The sequence below is a fragment of the Candidatus Goldiibacteriota bacterium HGW-Goldbacteria-1 genome (assembly GCA_002839855.1).
GTDB lineage: Bacteria > Oederibacteriota > PGYV01 > PGYV01 > PGYV01 > PGYV01.
Genome location: PGYV01000001.1, coordinates 134,257 through 153,937 on the forward strand (window position 1 = coordinate 134,257; position 19,681 = coordinate 153,937).

The following is a 19,681-nucleotide window of genomic DNA, read 5'->3' on the forward strand; positions in this document are numbered from 1 at the left end:
TTTCATTTTGTTTCCATAATTTTTCTTGCCCTGTTATATGCCATTTCAATATTTCCCAGTATATTGCCTTTTCCTATTTTTTCCGATAAACCCGCTTTTTCAAGGGCATGTGAAGGCTGCTGATGTACGCCGCATAATAGAAGCTGCGTGCCATTGGATTTCAGCCTGTTAAAAACTTCATCAAGCGCTTTGATGCCGGCTCCGTCTATAGAAATAACTTTTTCCATGTACAGAATGAATACTTTGGAATTTTTCAGTTCCTGCGTGACTGAATCCTTAAATTTATCAATGACCCCGAAGAAGAATACACCGTCTATTTCAAACACTTCAACCCCGTCAGGTATCTTCTTAATTGAATTAATATACTCTTTGTCTTCCTTATTTTCTTCTTCATCCAGTGACCTGTCCACAAAACCCGCGTGCGTCACTTCGGTCACCCTGTTTACAAGCAGAAACATCGCAAGAAGAATTCCCACCTCTATCGCGGCGGTAAGGTCCACGATAACCGTAAGAAAGAACGTGATAAGCATAACAGCAACATCACTTTTGGGGTACTTGAATACGCCTGCAAAAGTTCTCCACTCGCTCATCTGATAGGCGACAAAAACAAGGATTGCCGCAAGGACAGCAATTGGAATCATACCCGCCCATTTTCCAAAAAACAGCATTATAAGCAAAATTGTGACAGCGTGTATTATTCCCGCCACGGGAGTCTGCCCGCCGTTTTTTATATTCGTGGCGGTCCTTGCTATAGCGCCTGTGGCCGGAATCCCGCCAAACATGACAGAACCAATATTTGCAAAACCCTGCGCCATAATTTCCGCGTTGCTTCTGTGCCTGCGCCCAGTCATACCGTCAGCAACAACCGCCGATAAAAGCGATTCTACAGCGGCAAGAACCGCAATGGTGACAGCCGGGGAAAACATCTTTCTGGCAAGTTCAAAAGTTATATTTGGAAAATGCGGCGCGGGCAGCGTGTTTGGAACCTGCCCGAATCTTGATTCTATTGTTTCAACAGGAATATTAAATATTTTTACTGCAGCAGTACATAGTATTATAGCCACAAGCGAAGCCGGTATTTTTCTTATGAATTTAGGCCATATTATAAGAAGCGCCAGTGAAAACAGCGCGATACCCGCCGCCCATGGGTTCATATCCCCTATATGCTGCGCATACGCCTGAATTTTTCCCACAAAACCGGCCGGAAGAGAATCCATTTCAAGCCCAAAGAAATCTTTTATCTGCCCGGTAAAAATAATAAGCGCTATACCTGATGTAAATCCGATTGTAACCGGATACGGGATAAACTTGATATATGCCCCAACTCTTAAAAATGCCATGGTAAGCAGAATAAAACCCGCGATTAAGGTGGCGGTGGCAAGGCCGTCATATCCATACTTGCCCACTATCCCATAAACAATTACGATAAACGCGCCGGTCGGCCCGCCTATCTGATAACGGCTGCCCCCAAGTACAGAGATTATAAGCCCCGCGACTATCGCGGTATAAAGCCCCTGTTCCGGTTTCACACCGGAGGCAATAGCAAACGCTATTGCAAGTGGGATTGCAACCACCCCCACAATAATTCCGGCATTTAAATCCTTTAGAAAAGTACTTACAGTATAGCCTTCCTTAAACACGCTGACAATTTTTGGTAAAAGCGAATACCTGTGCTTCATTGACTTAGCTCCAAAAGGGCAAAAAAATTTTACCTTTTTGATTTGTCGTCCGGTCTGTTAATGGTGGCCTGGCGGCATTTCACGAAATGCTATATTTGAAATAGCTTTTTTAATGTATTGCCCTTTAAATATAAATGAGATTATACACCTTAGAATGTTTTTATGTCAATACCTGTGAAATACCGGCAGGGTTCAGGGTAATATTTTCCGAATTCCGAATGATAATTTACTTAATTATTATCAGTTTATCCGTTTTTGAAGCGGCACCGGAATCATCCCGTATGACAAAATAATACGTGCCGCAGGCGAAAGTTTTAAGGCGGGATGCGGGTATTTCCGCGGTTTTAACTCCGGCGTAAACTTCACCGGAAAGTTTAATCTCTTTTACAAGCCTGAATGAAACGGAATAGACCTTAAGATTAACTTCTTTTGCTTTTTTGGTAAGCGTATATCTTATCCTTAACATACTGTCATTTGGATTGTACGGGTGCGGGTAAACCAGCACATCTTTAATCTGCTGCTTGTCAGCATCCGGCGGCAACAAAGTGGATGTCGGGGTGGGTGTATGCGTATATGTCTGCGTTGCTGTATATGTATAAGTATTTGTATACGTGGAAGTCGGTGGAACAGGTGTATTTGTAAGCGTATGCGTTCTTGTAGCGGTATTTGTATATGTTTTTGTGTAAGTATTTGTGGCTGTTTGGGTGCTTGTGTTTGTCGCAGTATGTGTTGCTGTATATGTGTTTGTATTTGTGCTGTTCGGAATATTAGTCGCGGTCTGTGTGGCTGTGTTTGCCGGCACTGTTGCGGTGTACGTACTTGTGTTTGTCGGCACTGTTACGGTGTACGTGCTTGTGTTTGTCGGCACTATCGCGGTGTACGTGTTTGTGTTTGTCGGCACTATCGCGGTGTACGTGTTTGTGTTTGTCGGCACTATTGCGGTGTACGTGCTTGTGTTTGTCGGCACTATTGCGGTGTACGTGCTTGTGTTTGTCGGCACTATTGCAGTGTATGTACTTGTGTTTGTCGCCGAAGGTGTCGCAGTATGCGTACTTGTGTTTGCAGGCACCGTCGACGTGTGTGTTGCCGTGTGCGTGCTTGTGTTTGTCGCGGTATCAGTCGCGGTGTAAGTTGATGTGTGTGTTGAAGTATGCGTGGCGGTGTTTGTATTTGTATGGGTTGAAGTAAAGGTATTTGTAGGCTGAATAGTGTTTGTATTAGTACGCGTGTACGTGGCAGTTACAACAGCAGTGTTTGTCGGGGTTGAGCCGCACCCAGTGTCAATTTTTCCGATTCCGGCGCCGGCAATAACGGACGCCTTAACAGATGAAGCCGGTTCAAGCGCGGCGGAGTAATCGTAAGTTGGATTAAAAGTACAGGTGGATGACGTGGGCCTGTTGTTGGTGCAGTTTTGATAAATGTTTGAATTGTCCGCGCCGTTAAAACCGCTTCTTAAATCCCAATACCCGTCAAGCGTACTGTTTGCGGTCAATATCGGGTCATCGGAATTTTCAAAGTAATTATTTTCCACCCTTAAACACGCTTCCATCCTTGAATTTACCCCTGACGAAAGCACGTCATAAAAATAGTTATTATAAACATGGCCCGTGCCAAAGCGGTAGCTTGGCATCCTTTCCTTAATATTGTTGTAACGGTTATGATGGAAAGTAATCTTTCTATCGTAATTATCGCTGTCCGAACTTCCCACAAGGTGGCATTTGTGGTGGTCGTGAAAATAGTTCCACGATAAAGTTATATAATTTGAATTATTTTTAACATCCAGAAGCCCGTCATACAAATCCTGGTTAGTCTGCACGTTCGGGTCCTGCTGATAAAATTCGCAGTGGTCAACCCATATATTGGTACAGGTGTTCTGAATGCTTACACAGTCTCCGCCGTTTACTATTATCTGCGGCCTGCCTTCATCGCCGTCCGGGTCATATACAGCGGGGTCAGTGGTATTGGTTATGGACACCAGCGTAAACTTAATATTTCTTATTATAATGTTGCTCTCATTGCTTATCATTAGTCCTATACCGTTAAAAAACGCGCCGCTGCCGCACCCTATAATGGTTTTGTTGGAACCCACCCTGACCGATTTACCTTTGTCATCGCCGCTGTTAATTTCACCGGTAACCCTTATAACAGCCGGCGTGTCGCCCGCGGCGTAAGTGATAAGGTCAGCCAGATTTGTGACGTCATAAATAACTCCGCCTTCCCCTCCGGTTGTTCCGCCATTCTGCGTTGCAAAGCCCACCATACCGTCTGTTAATACTGACTGTGTCTGCACGGGCGTATACGTCGCAGTGGAAGTTGAATTTACGGTGTAAGTGTAAGTAGGTGTTGCCGACGGGGCAGAACAGCTGCCCGCGGAGATATTTGCTGATACAGCGGATATCCTGTCAATATTCGGGGCGCCTTCAGCTGTAAGCGAAGTAAGCGTTATCAGATTATTCCCCGCGGCAAGGGCGGCGTTAAAAGTATTTTCCTGCCACACAGTCCACGCGGATGTGGTGTTAAAGTCAAAAGATGATGATACAACAGCGCCGTTAATTTTTATTTCCATATTCCTGTTATTGGCGCTGCCGTTGGCATACCTGAAAGTAAGGTTAACATTTGCCGCGGATGACATATTAAGCGCAAAGGTATAAGCCGTTCCCGCGGCGTTATTAAGGTTTATATACCCTGTTCCGGTATAACCCGCGTTTGTGCTTTCTATTATGCCGTCGTAAGAACAGCCGTCTTCCGCCTGAAATACAAAATAATTCTGCGGAGTCGGCGTCAAAGTGGGCGTAAGGGTGGAAGTGTAAGTATGCGAAAAAGTAAATGTCGGCTGCGGCGTATTACCGGGATAAAAAATTTGAACTGACGGCTGCGCTGACGGGCCGTCGCCAAGATAAAACGAAACGTGCGGCGGCTGGTTATAAGCCACATTCTGCCACGCCACAGAAACCCTATATTGAAAATCGTGCATCAAAGTATAAAACCTATAACTTGTTTCTATAACTGTCGTATATATCATCAGCTGTGTGTCAGAAGAATTTCTGTATATTGCCTCTTCGCGCCAGTCGCCTAAGATGTCCGCGGTAAGGCCCGGGTTTGCTTTTGTGCCGTTATTTTCTTTTGCGTCATTCACGGCATAAAAAGTGTAAAGCCTTGTTGTGCCGTTTCCTGTCCACTTATCAAGTTTGGTGCCGTCCAGCAGTTCATCCTGCAGGTCGCCGTCCCAGTATATTCTGTGGTTAATGGAAGGTTTTGAAGTTGAAATGCGCGTGCCGTTTACATTATAGACGCCGTCTGTATTGGAAGCCCACATTTCCCAGCCCCGGTAATTGCCGTCAATATCTGCGGCCAAGCCTCTTCCAACATCAACAGCCGATGGGTATCCCCACAGCTGGTCTCCTGTTTTAGGGTCTCTGTATTCCGCGCCGTATTGTCCAAAAGCACTTACATCTTCGTGCGGCTGAAAATATTCAAGCCCTGCCCTGTCAGGATCCATATCGCCAAGATGGCACGCGTCGCCGTGGCCAAGCCCTGTTGAATAAAGCCCTGTTCCATTGTCATCTATAGAGCACGCGCCGTACACAATTTCATCCCGCCCGTCGCCGTCAACATCGCCTACGCTTAAATTATGATTGCCCTGCCCGTAATATGCGGAATTTCCGGCTGAATTGGAATCAAAGACCCACCGCTGCGTAAGAGCTGTACCGTTAAAATCATACGCCACAAGCACCGCGCGGGTATAATAGCCGCGGCACATTACAAGGCTTGGGTTAACGCCGTCAAGATACGCCACACCTGCCAGAAACCTGTCCACACGGTTGCCGTAATCGTCTCCCCACGACGATACTGTTCCCCTTGGAGGATTGTAATTTATTGTGGTAATTTCACGCCCTGTCTGCCCGTTAAAAACAGTTAAATACTCCGGCCCTAATAACACATATCCCGAACTGTTTCTGTAATCATCACCGTCTTGATCAGAAGCCGCAGGGCCCGTACTTAAAAAACCGCCGCTGCTGTCTTTTGTCCCCGGCGCAGTCTTGCACGCAATTTCCGCCTTTCCGTCACTGTCAAGGTCGTACACCATAAACTGCGTGTAATGAGCGCCGGCGCGGATATTTTTTCCCAAATCAATACGCCACATTAAAGTCCCGTTAAGTTTGTACGCGTCAAGAAAGACGCTTCCGGTATAACCGGACTGTGAGTTATCTTTGGAATTATCAGGGTCCCATTTAAGAATTATTTCGTATTCGCCGTCGCCGTCAAGGTCGCCTGTAGAACAGTCATTTGCCGTATAATTGCACGTTGTAAAATCAGGCATTGTCTGCGATGCGGGCTTAGTAAGGTTAATTGTTTTATACTGCTGTGCCCAAACGGGCGCGGACTCTGAATCGCCCTGCTCTGTTCCGCCGATTACAGCACGGACAGTGTAAGTTGAATTTGCGGTTGTATTATCGGTTAAGTTTGTTGAACCTGTTAACGGGGATGAATTGACTTTCACGCCGCCCCTGTAAACATTAAAGGAGATATCCGCGGGATCTGTGGCAAACATTCGCCATCCCACGTAAACCGTGTTTGTGCCTGTCCTTACAGCCACCACTCCGCGGTTTAATCTTTCCATATACCTGGCGGAAAATACCGGCTGTAAAAAGACAGTTATCAAAATAAGGGTTAAAACTGTTCTTTTCATATTTACCCCATTTTTTCGGTATGCGTCTGAATAGATGTTTTCGGTTATATATAATATACCCTATTTAAACGTTTGATTCAACGGGATAATCTGTGAGGGACGGAAGAACAGAGGGACGGATGCACAGAGGGACAGAGGGACGGAAGGAAAACAAATATCGAAAATTCGAAATTCGAAAATTGGAAAGGCAAAAACAAACAGGGGTTGGGTGTGTTTTTTCAGTGCGTGCCGCGCAAACATACCATGTATACGGCAGGGGCTGTTTAATGCAGCGCCGGCATATCCGTATGTGCCGCGAATTCACGATTGCCAATGAATTAACACAATACTGATTTCAAACTTAATTGGATACAAACATATCAATTTGCGGCGCGTGCTGAAAAAATATACCCAACACCTGTAAAACAGAGGATTAGAATATTGCCTAACCCATGGACATTTATCCCATATCCCATAAATAGTATCAGAGGCTTAGACGCTTTGATGCTTTGACGTTTGGCAGCATGGCAGTAATGTTTTGCCGCAGCGGGCAAGAGTCTTTCCCGGCTATGCCGGTAATTAATACTACTTAACAATTTTTTTTATTTCTTTTACCATCTGCGCGGTACCGATACTTTTTACAAAACCGGACAACTGCATTGGCGTATCATTTAAGGTAACGACAGCACCTGATACCGCTTCCACTCCCCCTCTTCCTGCAATTAACGCTTCGGCTGTATCTGCCATTTTTCTTTCCGCTTTCATCCCGGCCTTAAATTCAAAAACATGCATTTTCCCGCCGGTATTTATCAAAAGGTCAGCCTCCGGCCCTTTGTCCTCCCTGTAATAATATACATCAGGCGGGACTCCCATATTCATAAAACATTTCAACGCTTCACTGACACAATAATTTTCAAAAAGCTCGCCAAACAGCCTGTGGCTGTAAATATCTTCCGCGTTCCTGATTCCGTTTAAGTGGCAAATCAGCCCTGTATCAGTAAAGTAAATTTTGGGGCTTTTTACAAATCTTTTTTTTACCGACGCGTGCCACGGTTTAAGAATATATATCAAACCGCTTGCTTCAAGTATTGACAGCCATCTTTTAATCGTTGTAACACTTACACCCGAACCTGCTGCCAGTTTGCTCATATTCAAAATCTGCCCGGGCACACCTGAAAGCATGCGTATCATTATGTCAAATTCTCTGGTATCCCCCACGTTATAAAGCGACCTGACATCCCTTTCAATATATGTATTAAGGTATCCTGTATACCATCTATGCCTGTCCCTTTTCATATCAGCGGTAAGAGCCGGGTACGTTGTCCTTAGGCAGGCATGTTCAAACAATCTTCTCCCGTTATTTATCCCTGTAAAATCTGATATTTCACCAAGTGAAAGCTGCGGCATCCGCAGTGCAAAAAGCCTTCCCGCAAGAGTTTCAGAAAAGTCCCTCATCATAAGAAAATATTGTGAACCGGTAAGGACAAACCTTCCGGCCTTTTTTGGATCCTTATCAATTGCAAGCTTAATTTCCGGAAGCAGTTCAGGCGCATATTGTATTTCGTCTATTATAACCCTTTCAGGCATCCTGTTAAGAAAAAATGCGGGGTCTTCCTTCGCCTGCCTGCGCTCGTTTTCAGAGTCAAGGGAAACATATCCATAGCGGCTGCCCAGCGCCTTCATCAACATGGTTGATTTTCCCGCCTGCCTTGGCCCTGTTAACGCTACAGCCGGAAATTCCATAAGAGAGGCTTTTAGTTCCTGTTCAATTTCCCTTTTAATATATTTTTCCATGGCTTAAATATACACAAACCCGGGTAAAATGTCAATTCGCAAATTTAACATGGCATGTTAAATTTGCGAATTGGTTAATTTCAGAGAATAATACTATTTTAAAATAATTAATTTGTTTACTTTTGACCTGTACTTTTCATTTATAACCTCTGTCTCGGCAACATAATAATACGTGCCGTTTGCAAGGTTTTGAAAAGTTTTTCCCGCCACGTAATACCTGTTTTCTCCCGCTGTTATTACGCCCAGTTTTTCCTCTTTAACACACCTGAACCCTGATGAATAAACCCTTAAAACAGTATTTTTACCGGACTTTGCGGCGGTAAATTTAATCCACAACCCGTTTTTTACAGGATTTAAAGGGTTAGGATATGCGATTAAATCTTTTATCTCCATCTTTTCACCCTCTGTTGCCGTAGGTGTTACTGTAAACACAGGTATTAAAGTTGGTGTATATGTAAATGTTTGCGTGGCAGTATTTGAAGATGTTGCAGTTTCTGTCGGCGTCTCGGAGTAAGTATGTGTATATGTACTTGTGTTTGCAGGTACAGTATTGGAATTTGTCGGCGTGTATGTATTGGTATTTGTAAAAGTATGCGTGTAGGTTACGGTAAAGGTCTGTGTGTTTGTATTTGTGTAAGTATAAGTCTGCGTATATGTATTAGTATTTACAACGGTTTGTGTTTCCGTAAAAGTGGGCGTGTCAGTTGAACCTGCCGGCACCGTATTCGTCTCTGTCGCGGTATGCGTATCTGTATTGGTATATGTATGCGTATAGGTCTGCGTGTGTGTATTTGTATTTACGGGGACAGTTTCCGTAAAAGTGGGCGTGTCAGTAGAACCTGCCGGCACTGTATGCGTCTCTGTTGCGGTGTGTGTGTCTGTATAAGTATATGTGTTCGTATAAGTCTGCGTGTGTGTGTTTGTATTTACAGGGACAGTTTCCGTATCCGTCGGAGTTTCTGTAGCAGTGCGTGTATAAGTCTGCGTATTCGTGGTTGTATTTGTTGCTGTGGCTGTGTAAGTGTAAGTTGCCGTATTGGTATAGGTTGAAGTGGGCACCGTTGCTGTCGGAGTATAAGTCGGCGCATCGCAGTTATACCACCTTACCCAGTCCACGTACATCCTCTGCGGAAATACAGTTGTTCCGTCAGGGCTTCCCGGCCAGTTGCCGCCGACAGCAATATTCAAAATTATAAAATAATCCTGATTTAATTCAGAAAGGTCAGCAGGCGTTATGTCTATGACGTGGTACTGAACGCCGTCAAGGTACCACCTTATATAATTACTGTCCCATTCAATCGCAAAGACGTGATACTGCTCGTAAAAATACTGCGGGTCAGGAAGTTCCGTGTGCCCGCCATAAGAGGCATGCCCGTTATATTCCCAGTGCGCCGTGCCGTATACGGTATCGTCCCTGTCTTCCCCGCCGCCTATCATTTCCATTATATCAATCTCGCCGCACGCGGGCCATCCTACCGTTCCTATATCGTCCCCCAGCATCCAAAACGCCGGCCATATTCCCTGCCCATAAGGCAGTTTTATCTTTGCTTCCACCCTGCCGTACATTGCGGAAAAACGCCCCTGTGTTTTCATCCTTGCCGATGTGTAAGCGCTGCCGCCGTAACTTTCCTGCCGCGCTTCTATCACAAGATTTCCGCCTTCTATCCGCGCGTTATCAGCCCTGTCTGTATAATACTGAAGTTCGTTGTTGCCCCACCCGCCGGAGCCAGTTTCAAATACCCACTTTGTTCCATCAATTGAAGCGCTTTCAAATTCATCGGAGAATATCAGCGGGCACGGTGAAGAAGGAGTCTCTGTGGTTGTAAACGTGTATGTTGCGGTCGCTGTATCGGTAAAAGTATTTGTATAAGTCCGCGTAACCGTATCGGTCTGCGTAGAAGTATTTGTGTATGTTGCTGTCTGCGTGTATGTTTCCGTATAAGTGTTTGTATTCGCGGGTATTGTGAAAGTTTCAGTCGGGGTATCAGTTGAAGTAAAAGTAGCCGTGTCAGTATTTGTGTTTGTCGGGATTATCGGAGTATTTGTTGAAGTATACGTGTTGGTATTTGTGGATGTATTTGTATATGTTGCCGTGAAAGTGTGCGTGGCGGAATTTGTGGCCGTATGCGTGGGCGTTGAAACCGCGGCAGGCAGTAATTTTATATCATCTATCATAATATCAAACGCGCCTTCGCCGTTATTTGCCCACTGTATCGCTACAATTTCATTCACTGTAAGCGGAACGCTTACAGTGCCGCTTCTTGGAAGCATTTCAGAGAATAAAACTGTCACCTTTGTCCACGTTGTTGTTATGTTTATTGCCTTCCCGAAATAATCATAATTGGTAATAGACGGCTGGGTAAACTGCATCCACGTTGATGTGCTGTTTCCTTTTATATAAAATTCTATTCCCTGATACGCAGATAAATCAACAGGGACATCAGCGCCGGCGTCAAGATTTGTCCCGAACCCGCCATAATCTCCCGTATTCACGGTTCCGGTTATATGCGCACAGTATGCAGCAGATAAATTACCCGGCGTTTCAAGGCGGAAATTAAAATTATCGGAAGTGGCGGCGCTGTATTTATACCACGGCCCGCCAAGATTATTATTTGTGTTGCCGTCCTCAAAATCATCAAGTATCACGCCGGGCTCCGGCGTTACTGTGGGAGTGTATGTAAACGTATGGGTAAAAAGCGGATTTATGGTTGCAGTGAACGTCGGTGTTATCATTGAAGAATTAAGCACCATATGCAGTGCGGTGTATGCCGGCACATTGTATGTAAAAGCATTGCCTGTAATTGTGCCCACAGCCGCCCTTGCCGTTAAAGTATAGCTTGTGGAATCAAAGCCCCAGACGCTGCCCGAATCAAACATATACGGCCCGTTAATTGAAATATTGGCGGGCTTGGAGCTGCCGCTTCTGTTTATGACTATAATATGAAGCTTGCCGGGATCGCTGTTAAACTGCGACGCGTACACAGGCATCGACGCCACGTCATCGGTATTTGCTTTTACCTTTGTATCACCGTAAGTTGATTTTGCGCCGTCATAATTTCTGTAAAGTTTTACACCTGCCAGCGTATAAGGCCCGGGTGTTATGTCCCAATAATACGCGGCGTAAACACCATACTTTCCAAAAACGCCAAGCGCGTCAGCCTGCGCAATTCCCGCGGAATAATGCGTGCCGCCGCCAAAGTCATATTCTGAAATTGATATTTTTGTACCCGGATAATACGTGTTGACTGCCGTTTGTAATTTGCCTATAAGGTTAATTGGGCTTGGTATCCATGAATCTTCGTTGTACGTGGAGTCCCACAAACACCTTGGCGCCTGCATGCGCGCGTCAGCGTTTATGGAATAATCTGTTTTATTTGGGCAGTCATTGTCATAGTCAGTATAAACTATCCTGCATAAATTTCCGTTGTCTTCAGGGTACCAGTGCACATCAATTACATCCAATAACCTTCTGCCGTAAGCCGCAGACGCGGCTTCAAATTTATCCAGGTAATATTCAGTGAATTTTAAAGCCCCCGTATATGGTGCGCCCTCTGTATTCGCGTCAACCGCGCTGTTTAAATTCACAAAAGCGGACCAGCCAAAATCCGCGGCGCCGAATATTTCCACGTTGGGGTCCACGTCTTTTATCGCTTTTGCCAGCGCTATGCTCTCATCTTTAAGTTCCGCAAAAGTAACCGGCGTGGGGTGCACGCGCGGGTGTGTTGTCGCCCATAACGTGGGCTCGTTATCCAGCGATATCATCTTTACGCCGTTTGGCGATAACGCGCCGCCGAATTTATTTACCATCCAGTTTACGTATTCATCCATATAAACATATTCATCGTTGATATCAGGCGCGGTAAGAAAAGCCCCGCTTGGTTTTTTGGATATTACGGTTTTCCACCGGTCAGTTGTCAGGTTGGCAATTGCGGTCCCGGGGTCGCCGTTATTCCATATTTTATCCGCTGCCGCAAAGCCCGCCATCTGAACTGTTACAAGGCTGCTTTGCCCGCGGGTTAAGCACTGATTGTGAAATCTGGTAAGCACTTCGCCCGGAATATCGCAGTTTGTCACGCCATACGCCTGACAAAGGTAAGGGTCGCTGCTGTTTGGACCGTAATCCGCCCCCGCGTTGCTGGCGTTTATTTCCCAGTTATATGCCGTAAACCTGTTGCCGCCCTGCCTGCGCGACGCCCAGTTAACAGAATCCGCAAGCTGGTATTGGGTTGGGTCTTCCGGGTCACCGGCAATATTTGCCCCGTAGATGTGTTTGGATATGGGTGCGCGTTCCGCGGTTACGTCAATTGTGACATTAACGCAGAAAACAGACGCCGCAAAAAGCATAAAAACAGCCACAATAATCAGTTTCTTCATCAACATCTCCCGATTTAATTAAAACACAAGCGGTTATAAAATTATTATACTATATTTAGACAATATAGAAACGGCAATGTTTCTGTGCGGAAGAATAGAGGTTTAAGCTATAGGCAGTTAAGCATAAGCGGAAAAAAGTTCTTTAAGCTTTCGCTATAGCTTAATTGCTTAAAATGCTAAGGTGCTATCTTTTACACTATAGCTTAATTGCTTAAAACGCTTATACTTATGTTTTCACTATAGCTTAATTTGCTATTTTAAAATAATCAGTTTTTCAACCTTTGATACCGCTCCGGAATCATCCTTTATTACAAAATAATACGACCCGTTGGCAAACAAATTCAACTTTCTTCTGCTTACCTGCGCTGTGTGTTCGCCCGCGTATAAATCCGCGCCTATTATGATATCTTTTATTAACCTGAAAGATGAAGAGTAAATTTTAAGGTTAATCTCCGATGCCCTTTTTGTAATCTTATACCTTAAGCGCATATCGCCGCCGTCAGAATTATACGGATGCGGGAAAACAAAAATATCCTCTATCTTCTGCTCATCCGCGTCTGCCGGCTGTGATGTGGCAGTGGGAGTGGGCGTTTGAGAATAAGTCTGCGTTGGTGTATTAGTGTACGTGTTTGTAAAGGTTAACGTGGGCGGGACAGGTGTATTTGTCCTCGTGTAAGTATGCGTCCTTGTGGCTGTGTTTGTGTACGTCCTTGTATGAGTGTTTGTCGGCACAGTAGCGGTATGCGTGTACGTGTTTGTGGGTAATGATACTGTATTCGTGCTTGTGTTTGTAGCCGAATATGTCGCAGTGCTCGTGTATGTATTTGTCGGGGCTATTGCCGTATTAGTGCCGGTGTTTGTCGCCGAAGGAGTTGCGGTGTAAGTATTTGTACTTGTGTGCGTATATGTTGCCGTATAGGTGTTGGTATCCGTGCTGCCCGGAATAACAGTATCTGTAACTGTCGCGGTATGCGTGTTTGTGCTTGTGGGCACAGTTGCCGTATCAGTTGCGGTATAAGTATTTGTGTGCGTATAAGTGTAGGTTGCCGTATTCACAGGCTCTGTTTCCGTGTGTGTTGCCGTATTTGTACTTGCCGGCGAATTTGTAACTGTATGCGTCGCCGTGTTTGTATTTGTATAAGTGTAAGTATGCGTATATGTAGCAGTGTGCGTACTTGTGTTTACAGGAATAGTGGCAGTGTATGTACTTGTGCTTGCGGGCACAGTTGCAGTGTAAGTGCTTGTATTTGTATGAGTAGCTGTGTGCGTTGCCGTGTTGGTATGCGTGTGGGTGGACGTTACAACTCCCGCCGCGTATATAAACCTTACATCATCAACCATTATGTCATAAGCCCCGTTGGCCGCGTTTGACCACTGAATGGCGCTTATGGCATTCTGCGTAAACGCCGCGGTTTCGCCCCACCTTGTGGCAAGGCCGTCAAATAAAACAGTGACCTTTGTCCACGTTGAAGACGCCGAAACCTGCTTTCCATAATTATCCCCGCCCGTAATTGACGGCTGCGGGAACTGAACAAAACAACTGCCGCTTCCTTTTATATAAAACTCTATTCCCTGATAAGACGTTAAATCAATTGCCTGGTCCTGCACAGCGCTTAAATTTGTTCCAAACCCGCCGTAATCAGATACATTGCCTGTAACGTGTATCGCGTAAGAAGAAGAATTATAACCCGGGCTTTCAAGCCTTAGCGCGAAATTATTTGAATTTGTACCGCTGTATTTATACCAGTCGCCGGATAAATTATTAACCGTATTATTATCTTCAAAATCATCCAGAAGCACGCTGGCAGGCGTTGCTGTCGCGGTGGCTGTATATGTGGATGTATATGTGGGGATTAAAGGGTCCCACGTGTTTGTGGGAGTGGGAGTGGGCCCTGAAGGCGATACAAAAGATATAACACTCTGCGCCGGAAGATTATATGTAAAGGAACCTCCGGAAACCACAACATCAGCAAGTTTGACAAGGTTCTGCGACGAAGACGTAATATACGGGGTAAAAACACCGGCAGTTATGCCTGAAAGGTTAAACCTTTGGCTTACCTGCGATGTGCCGTTGTTTATCGCCACAATCACGTGCTGTGTGTTAGTGGGGTTTTTATAAGCGGACACGTTTATATTTGAAGTCGGCGCCTGTGTCGCGTCTATCCTGTAATAACCCGGCCTTATGAATTTGCTGAAATTAGCAAAAGTATAATACCTTTTTGGGATGCCCAAAGTTTCACTCATCAGCCCTTCGTTGGTCTGGTCCGAACCAAGCCACCAGTAAAAAAATGCGTTGTAACTTGCGGTTACAAGCCCTGTATGAAGCCATCTTGCGGTTACAAGCCCGTGCGTCATTGTCCCGTCGTAAGTTTCAAAACTTGACTTTTCCGTCTGCCAGTATTCCTTGCCGTTGGCCGCAAGTTCCGGGCAGGCGGTAGGCCCGCCGCCATAAAAGTGCGTGGCGCCAACATCAAGGTACGCGCGCGCCGCCGCATCACTTACCGACGGAATAATATAACTGTTATTATTATTAAATGATTCGCCTATTACCAGCTTGGTTGTAAGCCCCGCGGCTGCAAAGGTGGGCCCTAAATTGTTTTTTAAAAAATCACGCAGCTGTTCGCCTGACCAGGTACAACCGTCATAACTTACTTTATAATCCGGCTCGTTGGCGGGAGAAATAGAAGTAATATTTACCTGCTGAGAATCTCTCATATATATAACGTAATCGCGCAGAAATTCCGCGTATTCATCGTAATATTCCGGAAGCAGGTAATCGCCGTTGGCATTATCAGTGGCATTATTACTTTTCCATTCCGCGGGCGGAGTCCACGCCGTGGCAAATATGTCGGTGACCCCAAGGTCCTGAGCCGCTTTTAAAGGCGCGGCTGTCCCGCCCCACTGGCTGCTTACCGGGTTTATCCTTGCCCTTATCATGGTCAGCCCAATTCCTGTTGTGTCCGTATAAAAATCATTCGTGTGCGCCACAAGCCACGCGTTGTCAGCGGAATTTCCGCCCCAGTCGCTCCACGCGGTGGACGCACCAAAGCCCCTTATATACTGCCTTTGCACAGAGGCATCAACCGTGCAGTCGCCCGCAAAAGCGAAAAAGGGCACGGTAATTATAAACATTAAAACCGCTAAAAGTTTTTTCATATTAATCCTCCTTATACAACGGCTTTAAGCCGTTTCCCTTGTTATAAGTTTTGTCACAAATGAAAGGTTTGTATTCTCTTTTCCCGCCGCGGCGTCAAAGGCCGCCATTCCCATCTCTTTTACGTATTGTTTCACCGTGGTAAGCCCCATGCCTTCGGACATTACCGCGTCGTCAAACCCTATTATCCTTATGCCGGATACCCGCTGTTTTCTTGCCTCAAAAAGAAAGCCGTAAGCCGGCACATCGCCGGCAGCGCTGAAAACGCAGTCAACGCCTTTTTCAACAAAACTGTTAAAAGCGTTCTTGCCGTCCTGAAAATTATGTTTACGGATTTCAAAGGTCTCATATCCGTTTTTAAGAACCCCTTTTTCTTTTAACGCTTTTAAAAAACCGGCAAGCCTTTCGGACTGTGAACTTATATACTTTACATCGCCAACAATAATCCCCGGGCGCCTGCATTTCCCCGACAGCAGCCGCATTCCGGCTTCGTATCCTCCTTTTATGTTATCCGAACTTATACACACGGCATTTTCGCTTTTCCCCTCTATAAGGACAACCCTTATGCCTGCTTCTTTTAATTTTTTAATCTGCGCTTCTTCGGGGCACTGCGATATCACAATGACAGCGCCGGCTTTTTTTTCCGCGTAAATTGATTCAATTATGTGCTCAAGCCCTTCGCCTGTGGCGCCGGTCGCGAAAAAATTCATCTCTTTTCCGCTTTTCAAGGAACTTTCCTGCAGCCCTTCAAACAGCAGCTGCGTGAACGCGCTTGCAAATTCCGGCGATACAACAGCAATGGTTTCTGACTTTCCTGACACAAGCGCCCTTGCCGCCCTGTCCGGCGTGTAGTTTAATTCAGCGCCTATCTTTTTTATTTTTTCGGCTGTCTTTTCAGAAATTGCCCCCCTGTTATTAAACACCTTGGAAACAGTCACATAAGACACGCCCGCTTTTTTTGCCACATCTTTAATTGTTGTCTTTTTCAATTATGCCCCTTTTAGGTAAACGTTTACCTAAAACTATACAATAAATTCAAAAAAAGCGCAATTATTTTATTTCAGGATTATAAGTTTTTGCAGTTTGGAAGAAGCGGCTGTATCGTCCTTTATCACAAAGTAATACGACCCGTTGGCAAACAGATTCATCTTTCTTCTGCTTACTTCCGCCGTGTGTTCGCCCGCGTATAAATCCGCGCCTATCTGAATCTCTTTTATTAACCTGAAAGATGCAGAATAGATTTTAAGGTTAATTTCCGAAGCCCTTTTTGTAATTTTATACCTTACACGCATATTTCCTTCATCAGAATTATAAGGATGCGGGAAGACAAAAATATCTTCTATCTTCTGTTCATCCGCGTCAGCAGGTAATGATGTCGCGGTAGGCGTCGCAGTGTAAGAGTGTGTCTGTGTTGGTGTATGTGTGTATGTATTTGTAAAAGTTAACGTGGGCGGGGCAGGTGTATTTGTCCGCGTGTAAGTATGCGTCCTTGTGGCTGTGTTTGTATATGTCCTTGTATACGTGTTTGTCGGTAATGATACCGTATTAGTGCTTGTGTTTGTCGCGGAATGTGTTGCGGTGTGCGTGGACGTGTTTGTAGATGAAGGCGTTGCGGTATAAGTGTTTGTATTTGTGTGCGTATAAGTTGCCGTATAGGTGTTGGTATCCGTGCTTCCCGGAATTGCCGTATCTGTAACTGTCGCGGTATGCGTGTTTGTGCCTGTGGGAACTGTCGCCGTATCAGTTGCTGTATGCGTATTTGTATTTGTGTAAGTGTGTGTGGCTGTATTTGTCGCCGTGTGTGTTGCGGTAAAAGTGTTTGTATTTGTGTGCGTATAAGTTGCCGTATAGGTATTTGTATCCGTGCTGCCGGGAATAACCGTATCTGTAACTGTCGCGGTGTGTGTGTTTGTGCTTGTGGGAACAGTTGCCGTATCAGTTGCGGTATAAGTATTTGTGTGCGTATAAGTATTCGTCGCCGTATTTGTCGCCGTGTGTGTTGCCGTATAGGTGCTGGTGCTTGCGGGCAAAGTTGCCGTGTTGGTTGCCGTGTGCGTGTTTGTATTTGTATTGGTATATGTACTTGTGTTTGTAGGGACTATCGGGGTGTTTGTATTTGTGTAAGTAGGCGTGGCTGTTGTACCGCCTGTTGATTCAAGCCTTATATTGTCCACAAGTACAGACGCGGCATTATTGCTGTTATTAATAAAAATTATAAAATCAAGCGCTATCTGTCCGGCTTCAATAATATCAGCAAGCGGCACCCTTGCGGTCCTCCACGTTGTGTCAATGGCCGTACCTGTGGTTAAATACCCCGCGATATTCGGATAAATGCTGCCCCAGTTTACCCTAAGTAAAATATCACCCGGATTTCCCGAAACAGACTTTATTTCAAAAGTAAGATAAATATTTGCCCCTATTAAAGGATTCACAGACATGTCCCAGCGCGCTTCCTGCCAGTAATCCGCGTCAGCCGTATATACTATGCTCATCGCGTTTCCGGAAACGCCGCCTGTCTGCTCTGTAATTGTGCTTGTTGTATCATTGTAAATTGTGCCGTTTGAAATCCTTGCGCCTGTGGTATCACCGTCATATATAATCGTGTACGGCATCGGCGTGGGCGTTACAGTTGAGGTGTGCGTGTTGGTTGCCGTGGAAGTAAATGTGGCAGTGGGGCCGCCCGGCGTCCACGTGTATGTGGGCGTGCCGCAAACCGGAAGGGCCACAAGCGCGGGTATCATAGTCTGCATCTGCTGCGCCGCAGGGCGCAGTTCATTATCAAGGTCGCCAAAATCTCCGGAACCGGCATTATTAGAAGTCCATGGAAAAATTCCCTGCCAGCCGTTATTATATGCGTTTGTATAATCTATTTTAAGGTATCCGGATATATTATTCGGAACCATAGTGGAACTGTCGCGTGATGAACCGTATTTGTTCGGGCACTCTCCGATAACCGCAGGCCTGTCATTAGGAAGGCCAAACGCCAATGGCGTATATTCAAACGGCTTCCATCCCCAGGTATCCTGCCATGGATAATAGTGCGGAGACCAGAAATCCATTTTCGCAAGCGGCTTGTCAGCCGTGGTGGTTATTAAAGCGCCAAGCGCGGAATCGCTTACTATATTACTTCCGCCAAGCGACCTTGTATCGGAATTATATTTTATGTACCCCATTCCCGTTGTCACAAGCACACCCGTGCCGTTTGCCTGGTTGTATTTATGAATCTTAACCGCGGCCTTTGCAAAATATGTCTGAAGTCGCGCCCAGTCAATGGCGCCGTACACGGCAGGCTCCCCCGTGTTTTCAGTGGAGCTTGCCCATTCAGGTTCATTACACAAATCAATTGCCCAAAGCGCCGGATTGGACGCGTACCTTGTTAAAAAAGTGTCAAGGTATGTGTTGATGTAAGTGTCAATATTGGAATCGCTGGCTATCCAGTTTCTCCAGCGCTGATATGTTGTATTGGGTTGTTTAAAATGGTCAAAAGAAATCAGCGTGGCCATGATATAAATTCCGTTGGCCTGCGCTTTCGCGAACATGTCATCAAGATTTGCCCAGTGCGCGGCGGTGCCGCCGGTGACCACACCTGTTGTGCTGATATTTATTCCCACTTCGCCGCTGCATGTTATCCATATTCTGCTGGCGTTAACCCCTGCCGCGTGAAGGTCCGCAAAGTGCTGCCCCCAGAAAGCGCTGTCATAGCTTCCGCCAAAATCATTCCAGTTATCCCACGGCGTATTGCAGCCGCTTAACCATATCCTGTTGCCGCACACTTCAAACTGAGTGCCGTTTACGGTTACCTGCCCCGGTATTGCTGAAAATAACAAAGCTGCAGGTATTAATAAAAATATTGCGGCAGTTACCATTAACCTTTTTTTCATTCAATCAGCCTCTGCTTAACCGGTTTATCATATTATTTTATCCCAAAAACTGTTTATTTAGACAATCTATCACTGTTTTAGTTCTTTCCTTTATATATATAGAATATACTGCCTTGAAATACCGTTGTCA

7 protein-coding genes are annotated in these 19,681 nt (G+C 45.5%); all 7 read right to left on the bottom strand.

Annotation, left to right across the window (positions count from 1 at the left end):
* Positions 1-2: 2 nt before the first annotated feature.
* The gene (locus CVV21_00565) at positions 3-1,679 is read right to left on the bottom strand and encodes a sodium-independent anion transporter (protein PKL92868.1); all 1,677 of its coding nucleotides are present in this window, start codon (positions 1,677-1,679) and stop codon (positions 3-5) included.
* A gap of 226 nt (positions 1,680-1,905) precedes the next feature.
* Positions 1,906-6,369, bottom strand: a complete 4,464-nt coding sequence (locus CVV21_00570) for a hypothetical protein (protein ID PKL92869.1) — start codon at positions 6,367-6,369, stop codon at positions 1,906-1,908.
* A 564-nt stretch (positions 6,370-6,933) separates the two neighbouring features.
* Positions 6,934-8,142, bottom strand: coding sequence for an AAA family ATPase (locus tag CVV21_00575; GenBank protein ID PKL92870.1), 1,209 nt, complete (start codon positions 8,140-8,142; stop codon positions 6,934-6,936).
* 93 nt (positions 8,143-8,235) lie between these two features.
* The gene (locus CVV21_00580) at positions 8,236-12,522 is read right to left on the bottom strand and encodes a hypothetical protein (protein PKL92871.1); all 4,287 of its coding nucleotides are present in this window, start codon (positions 12,520-12,522) and stop codon (positions 8,236-8,238) included.
* A gap of 246 nt (positions 12,523-12,768) precedes the next feature.
* Positions 12,769-15,672 (bottom strand): hypothetical protein, encoded by a 2,904-nt coding sequence (locus CVV21_00585; GenBank protein PKL92872.1) that lies wholly within the window; start codon positions 15,670-15,672, stop codon positions 12,769-12,771.
* Positions 15,673-15,696: 24 nt separating this feature from the next.
* Positions 15,697-16,659 carry a hypothetical protein gene (locus CVV21_00590; protein ID PKL92873.1) on the bottom strand — a complete coding sequence of 321 codons (963 nt, stop codon included), beginning with the start codon at positions 16,657-16,659 and terminating at the stop codon, positions 15,697-15,699.
* 66 nt (positions 16,660-16,725) lie between these two features.
* On the bottom strand, positions 16,726-19,551 hold the full coding sequence (locus CVV21_00595) for a hypothetical protein (protein PKL92874.1): 2,826 nt from the start codon (positions 19,549-19,551) through the stop codon (positions 16,726-16,728).
* Between the last annotated feature and the right edge of the window lie 130 nt (positions 19,552-19,681).